We start from the raw sequence: 17,132 nt of genomic DNA, 5'->3' as shown, positions 1-17,132 counted from the left end.
ACAATTATACGGACTTTATCGTTTTCTATTGTACAAATTTTATAATCATTATATAATTCATTGGTAATGATAATCATTTTCAACGGAGGGACCTTATGAAAAAATTAATATTTCCAATTATTGTAATGGTTTTAATATTAGCTGCTTGTGGGAAACAATCTGAAAGTGGCTCAGATAGTAAAAAAGAAGATACAAAAGCTTATACATTAGATAGCGGAAAGAAAATTGATATACCTAAAAATCCAGAACGTATTGCAGTTGTTGCACCTACATATGCAGGTGGAATTAAATATTTAGGAGGCAAAATTGTAGCAGTTAATGAGCAAGTCGATAGCAGTAATATTTTAAAAGATAAATTTAAAGATGTTGAAAAAGTTGGAGAAAATGATGTTGAAAAAGTTGCTAAAACAAAACCGGATTTAATCGTAGCTTACTCTACAGATAAAAACATTAAAAAGTATAAAAAGATTGCACCCACAGTAGTTTACGATTATGGTAAGCATAAATATTTAGACCAACAAAGACAATTAGGTAAATTACTTGGAAAAGAAGATAAAGTAAAAAAATGGGAAGAAAAATGGAAATCACAAACTGAAAAAGATGGTGAAGTAATCAAAGCGAAAATTGGTGAAAATACAACAGTATCAATATTTGATGAATTCGATAAAAAACTTTACACATACGGTCCTAACTGGGGTCGTGGTGGTGAAGTCATTTACCAAGCTTTTGGATTAAAAATGCCTGATAAACTTAACGAATTAGTTAAAAAAGAAGGCTGGGCTGAAATTAAACAAGAAAAAATAGCGGATTATGCTGGTGATTATATTGTTTCTACAAGCGAAGGTAAATCAAAACCAGGTTATAAAAAAACCGATCTTTGGAACAATTTATCTGCAGTTAAAAATGATCATGTCATAGAGGTACAAGCAGAAACTTATTGGTATAACGATCCTTATACATTGGAATTTATGAGAAAAGATTTGAAAGAGAAATTTTTGAAATCTAATTCATAAAGCGTTGGTTATAGTAATTTTTTAGAGGCTTAATTAGACATCATCAAAATAAAACATGAGCTTTGGACGAAGTAAAGTTGTCCGGGCTCATGTTTTTGTTTATAAAAAGGGCATTTTTTATTGTAAACTTTTTGTTTTTAATAGTTTACATTTGTGGTATAATTTTTTTCATTAAAGGAGGTTTGATGATGTCAACGAAATATTTAGTTTATACTGCTTTAATGACTGCAATTATTGCAGTTTTAGGTTTTGTACCTGCAATCCCGTTACCAATAATGCCTGTTCCAATTGTTTTACAAAATATTGGTATATTTCTAGCTGCTATTCTATTAGGTCGTAAATATGGAACATTGAGTATTGTTGTTTTATTACTTTTAGTAGTTGCTGGTTTACCGTTGCTATCAGGTGGTCGTGGTGGTATTGGTGTATTTGCAGGGCCATCAGCAGGTTTTTTATTTATGTATCCTGTTGTTACATATCTCATTGGACTTGTAAGAGACTTATATTTGAAAAGAATCAACTTTATTGTATTATTGATAACAACAGTAGTGATAGGGGTCGTTTTATTAGATGTTGTTGGTACGATTATAATGGGACTTATAACAAATTTACCGATTTCTAAATCTATTATGCTTTCTTTTGTATTTATGCCTGGTGATATTATTAAAGCTCTGATTGCCAGCTTAATTGGTAATATCATGTTAAATCATAGTCGATTTAAACAATTACTTAAGTAGAATCAGTTTCGATAAAGGGGAGTGAAAATGATGGCAAACATTACTTTAAACAATATTTTCCAACCTGGGAATATTTATGCTGAAGATGAAGATAAAGTAATTTATTTAACTCCTCAAATTCCTTTAGTATTTGATGCAAATAAATGGGTGTACAAACAAATGCCTTCAATTAAACAATGGAAAGCAGATATTGCTACACAAACACATATGCATAAGCAACAGAGCTCTAATCATTTAACCTTTACCTTTCCTGAAAATATAGAATTGGATCAACAATGGATAGCATTAATTAATCAAGAACAATTTGAATTAGGTCTAATGGAGTTATATGCGATTGAACCTCAAAATTTCGAAAAATATGTAGATTCTGAAATCGAAGTTAAAGTGGTGGATGAGCATACCATAGATGATTATATCGGTGTTCATAGCCAGTTCGCAGCACCATACGGTGAGGAATATGTCAGGGAAAGTTCTAATATGATTAAAAATCAATATATTAATGATGCTAAAACACGTCTTATAGCTTATAAGCAAGGTGTTCCGGCTGGTATATTAGATTTGATTATAGATGAGACAACTGTTGAAATTGATGGTTTTGGCGTATTAGCATGTCATCAAAGGCAAGGTGTTGGTAGCGTGATGCAAAGTTTTGTCGCAGAATTAGCCATGCAAAAACCATTGATACTGATTGCCGATGGAGAAGATAGTGCTAAAGAAATGTATGTGAAGCAAGGTTATGTATTTATAAGCTTTTGCTATCATATTGTAAAAGAAGATATTTGAATAAGCTCCAATGTTTTTTACTATAATATAAAAAGTATTTTCACATAGTGAAGATATTAGCTTGTCGACAAAGTCTCCAACTTTGTCGACATTTTTTATGCACGATTTCTGAAGGCGTAGCTTTATACTTTCATATTTGGCTAATGCTTTTTTGTATGTGTCTGCACCAATTCACACTCAATATTTTAATAGTGAATGAGTATACGTGCTTTTATAATATTGCATAACTCAATGGATATAAAAACAAAAATTAGGTGACATATCACATAAGATTTGCCTGTAATTTGATATTTTCACAGAGTGAGGAATACTTTTTTTATCATTATGATGTTATGCGTTCTGGATGGCTATAAACATTAAAATTACCATCGCGAATAAAACCAATTGCTGTAATATTTAAATCATTGGCAAGCGTTACAGCTAATGTAGTTGGTGCGGATTTAGATAAAATAACACCAACGCCAATTTTCGCAGCTTTAATAAGAATCTCAGAAGATATGCGCCCACTAAAAATTAATACTTTATCTCGCACAGGTATATGTCGTTGTATACAATAACCATAAAGTTTATCTAAAGCATTATGTCTACCAATATCTTGTCTGTGTTCAAAAAATGTCTCTCCATCACTAATGGCAGCATTATGTAGGCCACCAGTCTGTTTGAAAATTTTACTTGCGCTTTGTAAACGTGTCATCATATTAAGTACTTGATGAGGGGTAAGTTTAATTTTAGACATAGATGTTTTCGCTATAGCAGCATCATTATGGAAATAAAATTCACGACTCTTACCGCAACATGATGCAATCATACGTTTCGTAGAGTATTCAAAACGGTCATTAAGTGATTTGGTTAATTCTACATGGGCAAAACCTTTACTGTCGTCTATTTGGATAGATTTTAAATCATCACTTTTTAAAATAGCACCTTCTGAAGCTAAAAAACCTAAGACTAATTCTTCCATATGATTTGGACTGCAAATGACTGTAACAAATTCTTCTCCATTGACCATGATTGTCAGTGGGAATTCTGTGACGTAGTGATCTGTTGTTTCAATAAGTTTGCCGTTTTCATATCTAACAATATGTTGATTTGTCAAAACATCTTCATTCATAGTATTTATCCCCCAGTTCCTATTCACTAACTATTTTAGCTTATTTTTTGTTGCAAAAAAAATAAACTGTATTCATAAACATACTTATAACTATAATATATGTTTGATATATATCATGCTTAGAAGTAAACTTATAGTAAACATGAAGTTGAGAGGTGACTCGATGAATGGCTAGTATAAGAGATATTGCGAAAGAAGCAAAGGTGAGTCCAGGTACGGTTTCTCGTGTGTTAAATAACGACCCTACCTTATCTGTCGCTCAAGAAACGAGAAAAAGAATATATGATATAGCAGATAATTTTCAATATAAAAAGTCTGAAAGAAAAAATAAAAGTATACAAATTATTACTTATGCATCACGAGCCAAAGAAATGTCTGATCCGTATTATCGTGAGATTAGACTTGCCATTGAAGCGGAGGTGAAACGTTTAAATTTATCATTAAAAAGAACGCTTCGAATTGATGGTGAACATGATCCTATTGATTTCACTAAAATAGCAAAGGCTGGTGCAATTATTGTTGTGGGGAATTTTGCTTCAGAAGCTATTTTAGAATTGCAGAGTTACAATCAGAATATTGTGGTTATCAATAACGCTAACACACCTAAATCTGTTGATGCTGTTTATTCAGATTTATATGATGCTATGATTCAATTATTAAATGATATAGATCGTTCAGGTTTAAAGGATATTGTTTATGTAGGTGGTACGCATACAATAAAAAATCTTGCTGGTATGCCAACATTGAATAGTCCAAATATTCAAGATAAGCGATATACCGCATTTACTGACTGGTGTGACAAGCATCAAAGAAAAGGTAGATTATTGATGAATGGTTGGAATAAAGAAGATGGTATAAATGCAGTAAACGAATTATTACAAAACCATCATTTGCCACAAGTTTTTATTGCAGGTAACGATATGATTGCAATAGGTATCTTGCAACAATTACAACTAAAAAAATACACTTTACCTGATGATATAAAATTGATAAGTTTTAATGATTTAGAAGTCATTCAGTATGCAGTTCCTTCTATCAGTAGTGTACATATCCCAATAGACGACTATGGGAAAATAGCAGTAAGAATGGCTGAAGAGAGAATAAATAAAACAAGACAAATTGCCATACATGTTATAGCAGAAGCACAATTAAAAGAAAGAATGACCTTTAAAGTTAACAAGTAATGTATATTGACAAAACATTTAGTAAACAAGTAAACTTTACTTAAGTTTACTAAGGAGTTCGATTCTGGTTTATATCGTTTTTTAAAGGAGCGGAATATTATGTTAGAAGCTATGCGTGAGAAATTTGAAAGAATATTTAACAAACAGCCTGAAGTGCGTGCATTTGCACCAGGAAGAATTAACTTAATTGGAGAACATACGGATTATAATGGAGGTTATGTTTTTCCAGCTGCAATTGAATTAGGCACATATGGTTTAGCGGTTAAACGAGAAGATAATTTGGTTCGCCTATATTCTAATAATTTTGAAACGGTCGGTATGATCACCTTCGATTTAGACCATTTAGATTTTGATAAGGAACATGATTGGGCGAATTATCCCAAAGGTGTTATTAAATATTTAGTAGAAGCTTTTTCAGAAATTAAACAAGGCTTTGATATTTTGATAGAAGGTAATATTCCAAATGGCGCTAGTCTTTCATCTTCTGCATCAATAGAATTATTAACCGGTTGGCTGATAAAACAGTTATTCAACTTAAATTTAGAGAGATTAGAACTCATTAAGATAGGACAACGTACTGAAAATCAATTTATGGGTGTCAATTCAGGAATTATGGATCAATTTATAATAGGGATGGGGAAAGCAGAACATGCCGTATTACTAGATACTGCAACGTTAAATTATGAATTTGTACCGGCAAAATTTGGAGACTATGTCATATCGATTATGAATACCAATAAACGTCGCTCATTAACTGAAAGTAAATATAATGAACGCAGAAGTGAATGTGAATCTGCGCTGTCATCATTACAACAAAAGTTGAATATTGAATCTTTAGGTGAATTAACAATGGACCAATTTAAAGCACATCAAATGCTTATTAAAGATGACGTAAAACGTAGAAGAGCAAAACATGCCGTTTCAGAAAATGAACGTACGAAACTTGCTTATCAAGCATTATCCGATAATAATTTTGAAAAATTTGGGCAATTATTAAATGATTCACATGCATCTTTAAAAGATGACTATGAAGTAACAGGTATTGAACTTGATACGTTGGCAGAAACAGCTCAACAAGTAGAAGGTGTGCTCGGTGCTAGAATGACAGGCGCAGGTTTTGCAGGTTGTGCAATTGCATTAGTGCACAAAAATCAAATCCAAGCATTAGAAGATAAAGTTACAAAAAAATATATAGAAAAAATTGGTTATGAACCATCGTTTTATCATGTCGGCATTAGTGATGGTGTAAAAACAATTTAAAATCAAATTAAAAAAGGAAGGATTTTTTCATGGGTGTACTAGTATTAGGTGGCGCAGGTTATATTGGAAGTCATGCAGTAGATCAATTAATTCATAGAGGTTATGATGTTGTTGTTGTAGATAATTTAGGCACTGGACATAAAGCAGCAATACACAACAAAGCAAAATTTTACGAAGGTGATATTCGTGATAAGGCATTTTTAGAAAATGTATTTAATAACGAAAATATTGAAGGTGTATTTCATTTTTGTGCATATTCATTAGTTGGTGAATCTGTTGAAAAACCACTAACCTATTTCAATAATAATGTTAATGGTTTACAGGTATTGTTAGAAGTTATGTATGATCATGAGGTAGCGCATATTGTTTTCTCATCAACTGCAGCTGTATATGGTGAACCAGATTCTGTGCCAATTACAGAGGATGATTCTAAAACGCCAACAAGTCCTTATGGTGAGAGTAAATTAATGATGGAAAAAATGATGCATTGGAGTCATGAAGCTTATGGTGTGAATTATGCTGCACTACGCTACTTTAATGTTGCAGGAGCAAAAGAGGATGGCACAATTGGAGAAGACCATAGACCTGAGACGCATTTAATTCCAATTGTATTACAAGCAGCTTTAGGGCAAAGAGATGAACTAACTGTTTTTGGTGATGATTATGATACGGAAGATGGCTCTTGCATACGAGATTATTTACATGTCGTCGATTTAATTGATGCGCATATCTTAGCGTTTCAACATTTGAAAAATGGTGGAGAGTCAGGTGCATTTAATTTAGGTAGTAGCCAAGGTTATTCTGTGTTTGAAATTTTAGAAGCAGCAAGAAAAGTTACAGGTAAAACAATAAATGCCGTTGTCGGTGAAAGAAGAGCCGGAGACCCTAGCAAATTAATTGCATCAAGTAATAAAGCGCAGCAAGTATTAGGATGGAAACCTAAACATGATGATATACATGATATTATTGGTTCTGCTTGGCAATGGCATGAAAAGCACCCTAACGGATATCAGGAGGTATAATGCATGTTATTGAATAAATACGCTGTCCAATTATTTGTATCTCACGCTATTGCACATGGGGATTATGAAGCGGAAGACGCCATTTATATTCAAAATAGGTTGCTGAGTATTTTAAATGCTTCAGGCATAGATGATACAACCACTTCCAAATTTAATTCAGAGACAACTGCACTTGAGATAACACAACACTGGATTCAAGAAGCGATCAATTCCAAATGTATAGATGACGCATTATATAGCAAAGAAATCATTGAAGCACAAATATTAGATTTAATCACACCTCGTCCATCTGTACTGAATCAAAAGTTTTATGAATTATATCAACAGTGTCCGAAGAAAGCGACAGACTATTTTTATAACATAACCAAACGCAATCATTATGTGAAAGAAGATGCAATTGCGCATAATATAAATTTCAACACAGCAAGTGAGTATGGTGACATGGAAATAACAATCAATCTATCCAAGCCAGAAAAAGATGCTAAACAAATTGCCAAAGCGAAAGAAGCGCCTGCAACAGATTATCCTAAATGTGCACTATGCATGGAAAATGAAGGGTTTAAAGGCTCTGTAATACAAGCAGCGAGAACCAATCATCGTATCATCAGATTGAATTTAGGACAAGAACAATGGGGATTTCAATATTCTCCATATGCCTATTTTAAAGAGCATAGCATCGTTTTATCTCAATCACACGTTCCTATGAACATAGATAAGCAAACATTTGTACAACTGTTGGATTTTGTAGATAAATTTCCGCATTATTTTATTGGTTCGAATGCAGATATTCCACTCGTTGGCGGTTCAATTTTGACGCATAATCATTATCAATCGGGTAGACACACATTTCCGATGGACAACGCTAAGGAACAGCACAACTTTAGTTTAAAACAATTTCCAACAGTTGCAGCTTCGACTTTGTATTGGCCAATGAGCGTCATTCGATTGAAAAGTGAAGATAAAAACGACTTAGTGGCGGCGGCAGAATTTATTAGAAAAGCATGGAATAATTATTCAGATGAAACTGTTGATATAAGCGCATACAGTAAAAATGGCGAGCGTCATCATACCGTAACGCCTATTGCACGTTATAAGGAACAACAATATGAACTTGATATTGTTTTAAGAGATAATCAAACATCGGAACAATATCCAGATGGTGTCTTTCACCCTCATAAAGACGTCCAACATATTAAGAAAGAAAACATTGGATTAATAGAAGTCATGGGTACTGCTATTTTACCTGGTAGATTAAAACAAGAATTACAACAGGTTAAGGCATTTTTATTAGGTGACCAACAACAATCGTTAGGTATACATCAATCATGGGCAGAAGACATGACACAACGATATGATATTAATGAAAAGAACGTAGAGGAAATTATTGAAAAAGAACTTGGTTTTAAATTCAAACGCGTACTAGAGGATGCGGGTGTATTTAAAAACACACCACAAGGTCAAAACGCATTTAAAACTTTTATTACATCGCTATAATAAATATTTTGAAAATTGAGCTATACAAAGTTATTTTTACTTTAGTATACGCTCTTTTTTTTTGAAATAAAGAGGCATATAATTATATGAAAAAGGAGGCAATCAAATGAAAAGAACTTGGCATTTTTTAATTATTGCTACTATTATGATTTGTATGTTAATAACTGGGTGCTCTAATAGCGAAAATAATCATAGTGAAAAAGATACTAGCAATAAAGATGATAATAAAAAAGAAATACATATTTCAGCTGCAGCAAGTTTAACAGATGTTACTAAAGATTTAGAACAAGCATTTAATAAAAAACATAAAAATGCTAAAATCACATTTAATTATGGTGGATCAGGAGCCTTGAGACAGCAAATTGAGAAAGGGGCGCCTGTAGATGTATTTATGTCTGCAAATACAAAAGATATTGATGCATTAGGAAAACAAGCTCAAAATAAATATGAATACGCACAAAATGATTTAGTGCTTATAGGTGAATCTAATAGTACATATAAAAATGTGTCTGATTTAAAGCAAGGTGAAAAGTTAGCTATAGGTGAGGCTAAATCTGTGCCTGCAGGTAAATATGCTGAGCAATACTTGAAAGATCATCAATTGTATGAGGATGTTAAACCACATTTAGTTTTTGCCAAAGACGTGCGACAAGTATTAAATTATGTTGAAAAAGGCAATGCCCAATTAGGTTATGTTTATAAAACAGATTTATATCAAAGTCAAAAAAATGGTGATAGTAATGTGCAAGAAATTCAAACAGCTGAGTTAAAACAGCCTATCACATATAAGTCAGCGACGATTTCAGATAAAAAATTAGCAACAGATTGGGTTGAATTTTTAAAAACAGATGAAGCACAAGAAATTTTAAAAAAATATAAATTCAAAGTATAGGAGGTAGCAAAAATGCCAGATGTCACGCCATTTTGGATATCATTGAGGGTTGCGGTTATCAGCACGATTATCGTTACGATATTAGGTGTTTTTATATCAAGATGGTTGTATAAGCGTCGTGGCTTTATAACGAGACTTTTAGAAAGTTTCATTGTTTTACCAATCGTGTTACCTCCAACAGTGATGGGTTTTATTTTACTGATTATATTTTCACCTCGTAGTGTGATTGGTAGGTTCTTCAGCGATTTTTTACATTTGCCAGTTGTATTTACTTTAACTGGTGCCATATTTGCATCTATCATTGTAAGCTTTCCGTTAATGTATCAGCATACTGTACAAGGGTTTCGTAGCATAGATCCCAAGATGTTGAATACAGCAAGAACAATGGGCGCGAGTGAAAGTAAAATATTTTTTAAATTGGTTTTACCGTTATCTAAGCGTTCAATACTTGCTGGTGTAATGATGAGTTTTGCACGGGCAATTGGAGAATTTGGTGCTACGTTAATGGTAGCAGGCTATATTCCTAACAAAACCAACACGTTACCTTTAGAAATATACTTTTTAGTAGAGCAAGGGAAAGAAAATCAAGCATGGTTATGGGTGATTGTATTGGTTGCATTTGCGGTTACTGTAATTGGTACAATCAATCTATTGAATAAAGATGGTTATCGGGAGGTTCGTTAATGCTAAATATATCTTTGGATCATCTTTTAAATAGTACGCAAATACATGTAGAAATAGATGATACTACACCTAAAATCTATGCCATTAAAGGACCTTCAGGTATAGGTAAAACAACAATTTTAAATATGCTTGCTGGTTTACAACAACCAGACCAAGCGTTTATAAAGATTAACGACCATATATTGACAGACACTACTTCAAATGTTGATGTGAAGATTCAAAAACGCAATATCGGTTATTTGTTTCAAGATTATCAATTATTTCCAAATATGACTGTGTTTCAAAATATTACTTTTATGACACAGTACTCTCAGCACATAGATAATTTAATGAATCAACTAAATATTGTTCACTTAAAAGATAAATTTCCAATTCGCTTATCTGGTGGTGAATCCCAACGTGTTGCATTAGCTAGAACTTTAAGTACTAAACCAGACTTGATGTTACTAGATGAGCCGTTTTCAAGTTTAGATGATGCAACGAAAGAAGAAAGTATTTTGTTAGTAAAACGAATTTTTAAATTATGGAATATACCAATTATCTTTGTTACACATTCGCAATATGAAGCTGAAATATTGGCACATGAAATTATTAATATAGGGTGATATGCAACTATAATTTATGAATGGTTGAGCAATAATTATAATCACATTTATAAATAAGTAAGGGTTGATGTAATGATTATCGAATGTTTAGGAACTTCTGGGGGTATACCAACACTTTATCAATCAGTTTCACAGCATAAAGATGCACAAAAACGAACAGGGCCTGGTATCTTCATTCATGATTTACAATTACTCATCGACACTTCAGAAGATATATTTCAACAACTAAGACAATCAAAAATTTATGATATAAAATATGGCATTTACTCTCATTGGCATCCAGATCACACGATGGGGATTAGAATATGGGAAACACTCAATTTTGATTTTATTCACAAAGTACCTAAGTCCAAAACGTCAACGGTTTATATTACAACTCAAGAAGTGGAAGATTTTAAAGCATATTTTGCGCGTTGGGAATATGTTCAATATTTAGAATCATTAGGCGTAATTAACCTAGTAATTGTTGACAATGATGCAGAAATTAATTTTGATGACACAAAGGTAGAATGGATTCAATTAGCAGAACAATTCGCGATTGGTTTTTATTTAACTACAAATACCAATCGTATACTTATTATTCCAGATGAGATTAAAGGTTTCCGACCAACGGAGAAATTGAATAATGTTGATGTTGCTATTTTACCTTTTGGTAGCAATGAAGTTAATCCTATAACTAATGAACGTATTCATCCAGAAGGTATGTTAAATGCTTTAGGAGAGGCTACATTTGATGAATGTGTGACTATTGCTAAAGCTATTAATGCTAAGCATACATATTTTACTCATATTGAAGCTACTGAAAGTTTAACGAAGGCACAAATTAAACAATTAGAAGAGCAATTAGAAGAAGATGGCTTAAAATCAACCATTGCATTTGATGGATTAAAAATTCAAATTTAAATAATGATTAGTGACTTTAATGTCAAAAATCAAAGTATCAGTAATCACCATAAATGTATCATTATATCTTTTGAAACTGTTTTGCGATAAAGAGTAGGAATATGAAATCACTATCTAAATTTGATTTCGTTCTTACTCTTTTATTTTGTTAAGTTTTGCATTGGTAATATGAATAAAAGTGGCATATAGGATTTTTGCATAATGAATTTAAACCGTTGTTACATAGACCTTCAAGATTTATAATGAAAATAATGACGCAAAGTGAGGGGTTTCATAGTGAGTGTAGAACGTTATTCTAGACAAATGTTATTTAAACATATAGGAACATCTGGGCAAGAGAAAATTATGAATGCACATGTGTTAATTATAGGTATGGGAGCTTTAGGGACGCACCTAGCAGAAGGATTAGTAAGAGCTGGTGTAGGTGAACTAACAATTGTAGATAGAGATTATATTGAATATAGTAATTTACAACGCCAAACGATGTTTACAGAAATGGATGCAGCAGATAAATTACCAAAAGTAGTTGCAGCAGAACGTAATTTAATGGCTATACGTCAAAATTTGAGATTGCATTTACACATTGCACATGTCGATCGGTTATTTTTAGAAACATACGCGCAAGATGTACAACTTATTTTAGATGCAACAGATAATTTTGAAACGAGACAATTGATAAATGATTTTGCCTATAAAGCTGCTATACCTTGGATTTATGGTGGTGTGGTACAAAGTACTTATGTGGAAGCGACGTTTATACCTGAACAAACACCTTGTTTTAACTGTTTGATTCCACAGCTACCTGCAATTAATATGACTTGTGATACAGTAGGTGTCATTCAGCCAGCAGTCACTATGACGACTAGTTTACAATTAAAAGATGCATTGAAAATATTAACAGGCGCAACAATTGCACCTAAAGTTACTTACGGTGATATCTGGGAAGGCACACATTTTACATTTGGATTTAAAAAATTGCAAGATAGCGCTTGTAAAACTTGTGGCACACAACCAACATATCCGTATCTCAATACAACACAAAGGCAATTTGCAACTTTATGTGGAAGGGATACTGTTCAATATGAAAACCCTGAAATTTCCCAGGAAATGTTGGAGACATTTTTGCAACAACAAGAGATTCCATATCAACGCAACCCTTACATGTTACATTTTGAATATAAAGCACATAGAATAGTTAGCTTTAAAGGCGGAAGGTTATTGATTCATGGTATGACTAACCCACAACAAGCGATGACGTTAATCAACCAATTATTTGGCTAAGGAGGTTCAATATGCATACAAATGTTAAACTTGATAGATATATTAAATGTGCAGTATTAACAGTTTCTGATACAAGAGATTATGAAACAGATAAAGGTGGTAAATTAGTTAAAGAGCTAATCTCTACATTAAATGTTACGATTTCTGAATCGCATTATAAGATTGTTAAAGATGAGCAAACAGCAATTACTCAGCAAATTAAGCAATGGTTAGCAGAAGATATTGATGTGATTATCACTACAGGTGGAACTGGTATAGCACAAAGAGATGTAACGATAGAGGCTGTATCCAGTTTGATTACTAAAGAAATCGAAGGGTTTGGAGAATTATTTAGATATTTAAGTTATGCAGAAGATGTTGGAACACGTGCGTTATTATCTCGAGCTATTGCAGGTACCGTAAATGATAAATTGATTTTTAGTATACCTGGCTCTACGGGCGCAGTGAAATTAGCATTGAATAAGCTCATTAAACCAGAACTGAATCATTTAGTTCAAGAGATTACAAAATAATTAGAGCCCAACGTTTATATGTTCGTCGGACTCTATCTCTTACATATTAATATTTAAGACAATTATCTTTTGTAATCACCAGATTTGCCACCTGTTTTTGAGAGTAGGTAAGTTTCGCCAATGACCATGCCTTTATCTAAAGCTTTTGTCATATCATAAACTGTAAGTGCTACAGCTGAAGCGGCAGTAAGTGCTTCCATTTCCACACCAGTTTTTCCAGTTGTAGAGACGGTTGCCTGTATATTTAAAATGAATGATTGTGCTTTTTTTTGCCAATCAAATGTGATATCTATACCAGTTAAAGGTAACGGGTGACACATCGGTATAATATCAGCTGTATTTTTTGCTGCCATAATACCAGCAATTTGAGCAGTATTAAGCACATTTCCTTTTTGGTTAGTGTGATCAACGATTTGTTCATAAATCGCTGGATTTACCGTTATACTTGAATGCGCAGTAGCTGAACGTTTTGTTATGTTTTTATCAGAGACGTCTACCATTTTCGCATTCCCTTGTTTGTTAATATGCGTAAATTCAGTCAAAGTATCCCTCCTAATCGTGTTCTAGTATATCATGAAATTATTAATTATAAGGAGTAGATTTGCGATGTCTGTAGAGAAAAGAAACCCAATTCCAGTGAGTGAAGCAATTCAACGTGTGATAAACCAAGAAATTTTTATGGATAAAATCACTTTACCTTTAGCAGAAAGCTTAAATTACATTTTAGCTGAAGATATTATAGCGACCCATAAAATACCAAGGTTTGATAAATCACCATATGATGGTTTTGCGTTAAGAAGTATTGATACAAAAGGTGCAAGCGGTGACAATCGCATTAAATTTAAAGTTATTGACCACATTGGAGCGGGGTCAGTTTCAACTAAAACAGTTGGAGCATTTGAAGCCGTGAGAATTATGACAGGTGCACAAATACCTGAAGGTGCTGATGCCATCGTTATGCTTGAACAAACTGTCGAAGGAGAACAAGATTTTACAATAAGAAAAACATTTAGCGAAAATGAGAATATTTCGTTAAAAGGTGAAGAGACAAAGGTTGGAGATATTTTATTAGAAAAAGGTCAATGTGTTAATCCAGGGTCTATAGCTGTTTTAGCAACATATGGCTATACAGAAGTTCCGGTTTTTGAAAAACCTAGCGTGGCTGTTATCGCTACAGGAAGTGAATTATTGGATGTTGGAGATGATTTAGAACCAGGAAAAATTCGTAATTCAAATGGCCCTATGATAACTGCTTTAGCTAAAAAGCATCACTTAGAAGTCAATGCTTATAAAATTCAACAAGATGATTTGAATAGTAGTATTCAAGTGATGCGTGAAGCTATGGCTGAGCATGATATTATAATCACTACTGGCGGTGTATCTGTAGGAGATTTCGATTATTTGCCTCAAATTTATGAAGCGGTCAATGCGCAAGTCCTGTTTAACAAAATTGCCATGCGTCCCGGTAGTGTAACTACAGTAGCTGTTGCTAATAATAAATATTTATTTGGATTATCAGGTAATCCATCTGCTTGTTTCACTGGATTTGAACTCTATGTCAAACCTGCAATACAGCACATGATGGGCGCCAAAGCTATATATCCACAAATTGTACAAGCTACACTTATGGAAGACTTTAAAAAGCCAAATCCGTTTACAAGATTTATTCGAGCAACAGTGACTTTTAATGGTAAAGAGATGACAGTGGTACCATCAGGATTTAATAAGTCTGGTGCAGTAGTAGCAATTGCACATAGCAATGCAATGATTGTGTTACCAAGTGGTACAAGAGGATATCAAAAAGGTCACACAGTTGATGTCATTTTAACTGAATCGCAAACATATGAAGTGGACACTACGCTATGATATTACAAATTATAGGTTATAAAAATTCAGGGAAAACAACATTGATGACACATGCAGTGAAATTTTTAAAATTGCATGGTTTTTGCGTAGCAACGATTAAACATCATGGTCAACATGACTTAAACCTATCAGATATTGAACTTCAAACGGATACTGTTGATCACATGAAACATTTTAATGCTGGTGCGGATCAAAGTATCGTTCAAGGTCACCATCTACAACAAACAGTTACACGAATTGAAAATCAAAGACTGGATGAAATCATTGATAAATCTGTTACAATAGACAGTGACATCATTTTAGTAGAAGGATTCAAAGAAGCAAATTATGATAAAGTGCTGATATATCGTGATAATGCTGATTACCAACAGCTAAATAAATTATCAAATATTCAGTACGATATTAATATTGAGCAACCATTAGCACTTCAAAAATTTGAACAATGGTTATTATCTTTCGTTAATGAAAAAGGAATGGATTGAATGAAACAATTTGAGGTTATAAACGAGCCAATAGCAACAGAACAATATCGTCAGTATGTTCTCAATGAACATCAAGGTGCCGTTGTTATTTTCACAGGTCATGTACGTGAGTGGACACAGGGAGTCAAAACAGAATATTTGGAGTATGAAGCTTATATACCTATGGCAGAAAAAAAGTTGGCACAAATAGGTGATGAGATTTCACAAAAGTGGCCGGGGACAAAAACGGCTATTGTTCATAGAATTGGGCCACTAGCGATATCAGATATTGCAGTATTGATAAGTGTTTCTTCGCCACATAGAAAAGATGCTTATCGTGCTAATGAATATGCAATTGAACGTATTAAAGAGGTAGTACCCATTTGGAAAAAAGAAATTTGGGAAGATGGTGCTGAATGGCAAGGTCACCAACATGGTAGCCATGAGGATGCAGTTGGAGGAGAATAGTTATGAAAGTATTATACTTTGCGGAAATCAAAGAAGTTTTGGGTAAAAGTTCAGAAGATATTGACTTAAGTTATGATATTACCGTTGATGAATTTGTAACAGATTTGTTTGAGCGTTACCCTAATATTAATAACAAAAAGTTTCAAATTGCAGTTAATGAAGAATTTGTCAAAGGTGATGATATCGTAACGTCTAATGATACTGTAGCGTTGATACCACCAGTTAGTGGAGGGTAATAGACATATGAAAGCAATTATACTAGCTGGAGGACAATCAGAAAGATTTGGTAAACCAAAAGCGTTTGCAGAGATTAACTATCAAATGTTTTACAAACGTATCATTGAAGTTTTAGAAGCTACTAATATGTTTAATGAAATAATTATTAGTACTAATGAAACGTTAGCACATGAATTTGATCATGATAAGATTGTTATCGATCATGCTAAAAACAAAGGTAAAGGTCCACTGGTTGGTATTTACTCAGTAATGAGACAACATTCAGACGAAACACTTTTCTTTGTCATATCTGTAGATACACCTATGATTACACAAAAAGCAATAAGTAAATTGTATCAATTTATGGTGGAACATTTAATAGAAGATCAACTAGATATCGCCGGTTTCCAAGAAGATGGAATGCCCATTCCAACGATGGCTTTTTACAGCCCGCATACTCTATCTTTTATAGAATCAGCATTGGAATCAGGCGATTACAGCCTTAAGAATGTCTATTCAAAAGTCAAAAGTGATTGGTTAGATGTGCGTGAAATTGGTTCATCTGATTATTGGTACAAAAATATTAACTATCAACAAGACTTAATAGATTTACATCACGACATTATGAATATATAGGAGG

The 17,132-nt window shown here is 33.1% G+C and carries 20 protein-coding genes; 18 read left to right on the top strand and 2 right to left on the bottom strand.

All coding sequences use genetic code 11. The features are described from left to right. Positions 1-95 precede the first annotated feature (95 nt). The 3 genes from KA926_RS13370 to KA926_RS13360 all read left to right on the top strand — a co-directional run bounded on the left by KA926_RS13370 (position 96) and on the right by KA926_RS13360 (position 2,533). Positions 96-1,013, top strand: a complete 918-nt coding sequence (locus KA926_RS13370) for an ABC transporter substrate-binding protein (protein WP_210144610.1) — start codon at positions 96-98, stop codon at positions 1,011-1,013. A gap of 188 nt (positions 1,014-1,201) precedes the next feature. Then, positions 1,202-1,750 (top strand): biotin transporter BioY, encoded by a 549-nt coding sequence (locus KA926_RS13365; protein WP_210144607.1) that lies wholly within the window; start codon positions 1,202-1,204, stop codon positions 1,748-1,750. Positions 1,751-1,780: 30 nt separating this feature from the next. Then, positions 1,781-2,533: a GNAT family N-acetyltransferase gene (locus KA926_RS13360; protein ID WP_210144605.1), complete on the top strand. Its 753-nt coding sequence runs from the start codon at positions 1,781-1,783 to the stop codon at positions 2,531-2,533. Between the two features lie 322 nt (positions 2,534-2,855). On the opposite strand, the gene fdhD is transcribed toward KA926_RS13360, so the two are convergent. After that, positions 2,856-3,644, bottom strand: a complete 789-nt coding sequence (gene fdhD / locus KA926_RS13355; protein ID WP_210144603.1) for a formate dehydrogenase accessory sulfurtransferase FdhD — start codon at positions 3,642-3,644, stop codon at positions 2,856-2,858. A 167-nt stretch (positions 3,645-3,811) separates the two neighbouring features. Here fdhD and KA926_RS13350 point away from each other — a divergent pair, with 167 nt between their 5' ends. The 10 genes from KA926_RS13350 (at position 3,812) to KA926_RS13305 (ending at position 13,481) form a co-directional block, all read left to right on the top strand. Beyond that, the gene (locus tag KA926_RS13350) at positions 3,812-4,828 is read left to right on the top strand and encodes a LacI family DNA-binding transcriptional regulator (RefSeq protein ID WP_210144601.1); all 1,017 of its coding nucleotides are present in this window, start codon (positions 3,812-3,814) and stop codon (positions 4,826-4,828) included. A 99-nt stretch (positions 4,829-4,927) separates the two neighbouring features. Beyond that, the gene (locus KA926_RS13345) at positions 4,928-6,088 is read left to right on the top strand and encodes a galactokinase (RefSeq protein WP_210144599.1); all 1,161 of its coding nucleotides are present in this window, start codon (positions 4,928-4,930) and stop codon (positions 6,086-6,088) included. A 29-nt stretch (positions 6,089-6,117) separates the two neighbouring features. Next, a complete protein-coding gene (gene galE, locus KA926_RS13340) occupies positions 6,118-7,110 on the top strand; it encodes a UDP-glucose 4-epimerase GalE (RefSeq protein ID WP_210144597.1) in 993 nt (330 codons plus the stop codon). 3 nt (positions 7,111-7,113) lie between these two features. Then, entirely contained in the window at positions 7,114-8,604 is a 1,491-nt protein-coding gene (gene galT, locus KA926_RS13335) for a UDP-glucose--hexose-1-phosphate uridylyltransferase (protein ID WP_210144595.1), read from the top strand. 106 nt (positions 8,605-8,710) lie between these two features. After that, positions 8,711-9,496 (top strand): molybdate ABC transporter substrate-binding protein, encoded by a 786-nt coding sequence (modA, locus tag KA926_RS13330; RefSeq protein ID WP_210144593.1) that lies wholly within the window; start codon positions 8,711-8,713, stop codon positions 9,494-9,496. A gap of 12 nt (positions 9,497-9,508) precedes the next feature. Continuing rightward, complete coding sequence (gene modB, locus KA926_RS13325) at positions 9,509-10,180, top strand: molybdate ABC transporter permease subunit (RefSeq protein ID WP_210144591.1); 672 nt, start codon at positions 9,509-9,511, stop codon at positions 10,178-10,180. After that, the gene (locus tag KA926_RS13320; protein WP_210144589.1) at positions 10,180-10,785 is read left to right on the top strand and encodes an ATP-binding cassette domain-containing protein; all 606 of its coding nucleotides are present in this window, start codon (positions 10,180-10,182) and stop codon (positions 10,783-10,785) included. Before modB ends, KA926_RS13320 begins: the two co-directional genes overlap by 1 nt. Before the next feature lie 72 nt (positions 10,786-10,857). Beyond that, a complete protein-coding gene (locus KA926_RS13315) occupies positions 10,858-11,688 on the top strand; it encodes an MBL fold metallo-hydrolase (protein WP_210144587.1) in 831 nt (276 codons plus the stop codon). A 276-nt stretch (positions 11,689-11,964) separates the two neighbouring features. After that, on the top strand, positions 11,965-12,969 hold the full coding sequence (locus KA926_RS13310; protein ID WP_119535707.1) for a ThiF family adenylyltransferase: 1,005 nt from the start codon (positions 11,965-11,967) through the stop codon (positions 12,967-12,969). Between the two features lie 11 nt (positions 12,970-12,980). Beyond that, positions 12,981-13,481 (top strand): MogA/MoaB family molybdenum cofactor biosynthesis protein, encoded by a 501-nt coding sequence (locus tag KA926_RS13305; RefSeq protein WP_119535708.1) that lies wholly within the window; start codon positions 12,981-12,983, stop codon positions 13,479-13,481. Positions 13,482-13,543: 62 nt separating this feature from the next. Here KA926_RS13305 and moaC read toward each other — a convergent pair whose 3' ends face one another. After that, the gene (gene moaC, locus KA926_RS13300) at positions 13,544-14,023 is read right to left on the bottom strand and encodes a cyclic pyranopterin monophosphate synthase MoaC (protein WP_107384123.1); all 480 of its coding nucleotides are present in this window, start codon (positions 14,021-14,023) and stop codon (positions 13,544-13,546) included. A 64-nt stretch (positions 14,024-14,087) separates the two neighbouring features. Here moaC and KA926_RS13295 point away from each other — a divergent pair, with 64 nt between their 5' ends. The 5 genes from KA926_RS13295 to mobA are packed head-to-tail and all read left to right on the top strand — an operon-like array spanning position 14,088 to position 17,128. Continuing rightward, positions 14,088-15,347 (top strand): molybdopterin molybdotransferase MoeA, encoded by a 1,260-nt coding sequence (locus KA926_RS13295; RefSeq protein ID WP_119535709.1) that lies wholly within the window; start codon positions 14,088-14,090, stop codon positions 15,345-15,347. Then, on the top strand, positions 15,344-15,829 hold the full coding sequence (gene mobB / locus KA926_RS13290; protein ID WP_119535710.1) for a molybdopterin-guanine dinucleotide biosynthesis protein B: 486 nt from the start codon (positions 15,344-15,346) through the stop codon (positions 15,827-15,829). Before KA926_RS13295 ends, mobB begins: the two co-directional genes overlap by 4 nt. Continuing rightward, positions 15,830-16,276, top strand: coding sequence for a molybdenum cofactor biosynthesis protein MoaE (locus KA926_RS13285; protein ID WP_107384120.1), 447 nt, complete (start codon positions 15,830-15,832; stop codon positions 16,274-16,276). It abuts the gene before it with no gap. Between the two features lie 2 nt (positions 16,277-16,278). After that, the gene (moaD, locus tag KA926_RS13280; protein ID WP_019468087.1) at positions 16,279-16,512 is read left to right on the top strand and encodes a molybdopterin converting factor subunit 1; all 234 of its coding nucleotides are present in this window, start codon (positions 16,279-16,281) and stop codon (positions 16,510-16,512) included. Between the two features lie 7 nt (positions 16,513-16,519). After that, the gene (gene mobA, locus KA926_RS13275; protein WP_210144585.1) at positions 16,520-17,128 is read left to right on the top strand and encodes a molybdenum cofactor guanylyltransferase MobA; all 609 of its coding nucleotides are present in this window, start codon (positions 16,520-16,522) and stop codon (positions 17,126-17,128) included. Positions 17,129-17,132 lie beyond the last annotated feature (4 nt).

Source organism: Staphylococcus sp. GDY8P94P (genome assembly GCF_017892255.1).
Taxonomy (GTDB): domain Bacteria; phylum Bacillota; class Bacilli; order Staphylococcales; family Staphylococcaceae; genus Staphylococcus; species Staphylococcus cohnii.
This window is presented reverse-complemented; position numbering and strand designations above follow the sequence as displayed.

What these genes read in the sequence shown, in the direction of transcription:
- mobB (WP_119535710.1), top strand. Translation starts at nt 15,344, where the DNA reads ATGATATTACAAATTATAGGTTATAAAAATTCAGGGAAAACAACATTG.
- galE (WP_210144597.1), top strand. Translation starts at nt 6,118, where the DNA reads ATGGGTGTACTAGTATTAGGTGGCGCAGGTTATATTGGAAGTCATGCA.
- KA926_RS13295 (WP_119535709.1), top strand. Translation starts at nt 14,088, where the DNA reads ATGTCTGTAGAGAAAAGAAACCCAATTCCAGTGAGTGAAGCAATTCAA.
- modA (WP_210144593.1), top strand. Translation starts at nt 8,711, where the DNA reads ATGAAAAGAACTTGGCATTTTTTAATTATTGCTACTATTATGATTTGT.
- KA926_RS13370 (WP_210144610.1), top strand. Translation starts at nt 96, where the DNA reads ATGAAAAAATTAATATTTCCAATTATTGTAATGGTTTTAATATTAGCT.
- KA926_RS13365 (WP_210144607.1), top strand. Translation starts at nt 1,202, where the DNA reads ATGTCAACGAAATATTTAGTTTATACTGCTTTAATGACTGCAATTATT.
- fdhD (WP_210144603.1), bottom strand. Translation starts at nt 3,644, where the DNA reads ATGAATGAAGATGTTTTGACAAATCAACATATTGTTAGATATGAAAAC.
- KA926_RS13360 (WP_210144605.1), top strand. Translation starts at nt 1,781, where the DNA reads ATGGCAAACATTACTTTAAACAATATTTTCCAACCTGGGAATATTTAT.
- KA926_RS13285 (WP_107384120.1), top strand. Translation starts at nt 15,830, where the DNA reads ATGAAACAATTTGAGGTTATAAACGAGCCAATAGCAACAGAACAATAT.
- modB (WP_210144591.1), top strand. Translation starts at nt 9,509, where the DNA reads ATGCCAGATGTCACGCCATTTTGGATATCATTGAGGGTTGCGGTTATC.
- mobA (WP_210144585.1), top strand. Translation starts at nt 16,520, where the DNA reads ATGAAAGCAATTATACTAGCTGGAGGACAATCAGAAAGATTTGGTAAA.
- KA926_RS13345 (WP_210144599.1), top strand. Translation starts at nt 4,928, where the DNA reads ATGTTAGAAGCTATGCGTGAGAAATTTGAAAGAATATTTAACAAACAG.
- moaD (WP_019468087.1), top strand. Translation starts at nt 16,279, where the DNA reads ATGAAAGTATTATACTTTGCGGAAATCAAAGAAGTTTTGGGTAAAAGT.
- galT (WP_210144595.1), top strand. Translation starts at nt 7,114, where the DNA reads ATGTTATTGAATAAATACGCTGTCCAATTATTTGTATCTCACGCTATT.
- KA926_RS13305 (WP_119535708.1), top strand. Translation starts at nt 12,981, where the DNA reads ATGCATACAAATGTTAAACTTGATAGATATATTAAATGTGCAGTATTA.
- KA926_RS13350 (WP_210144601.1), top strand. Translation starts at nt 3,812, where the DNA reads ATGGCTAGTATAAGAGATATTGCGAAAGAAGCAAAGGTGAGTCCAGGT.
- KA926_RS13320 (WP_210144589.1), top strand. Translation starts at nt 10,180, where the DNA reads ATGCTAAATATATCTTTGGATCATCTTTTAAATAGTACGCAAATACAT.
- KA926_RS13315 (WP_210144587.1), top strand. Translation starts at nt 10,858, where the DNA reads ATGATTATCGAATGTTTAGGAACTTCTGGGGGTATACCAACACTTTAT.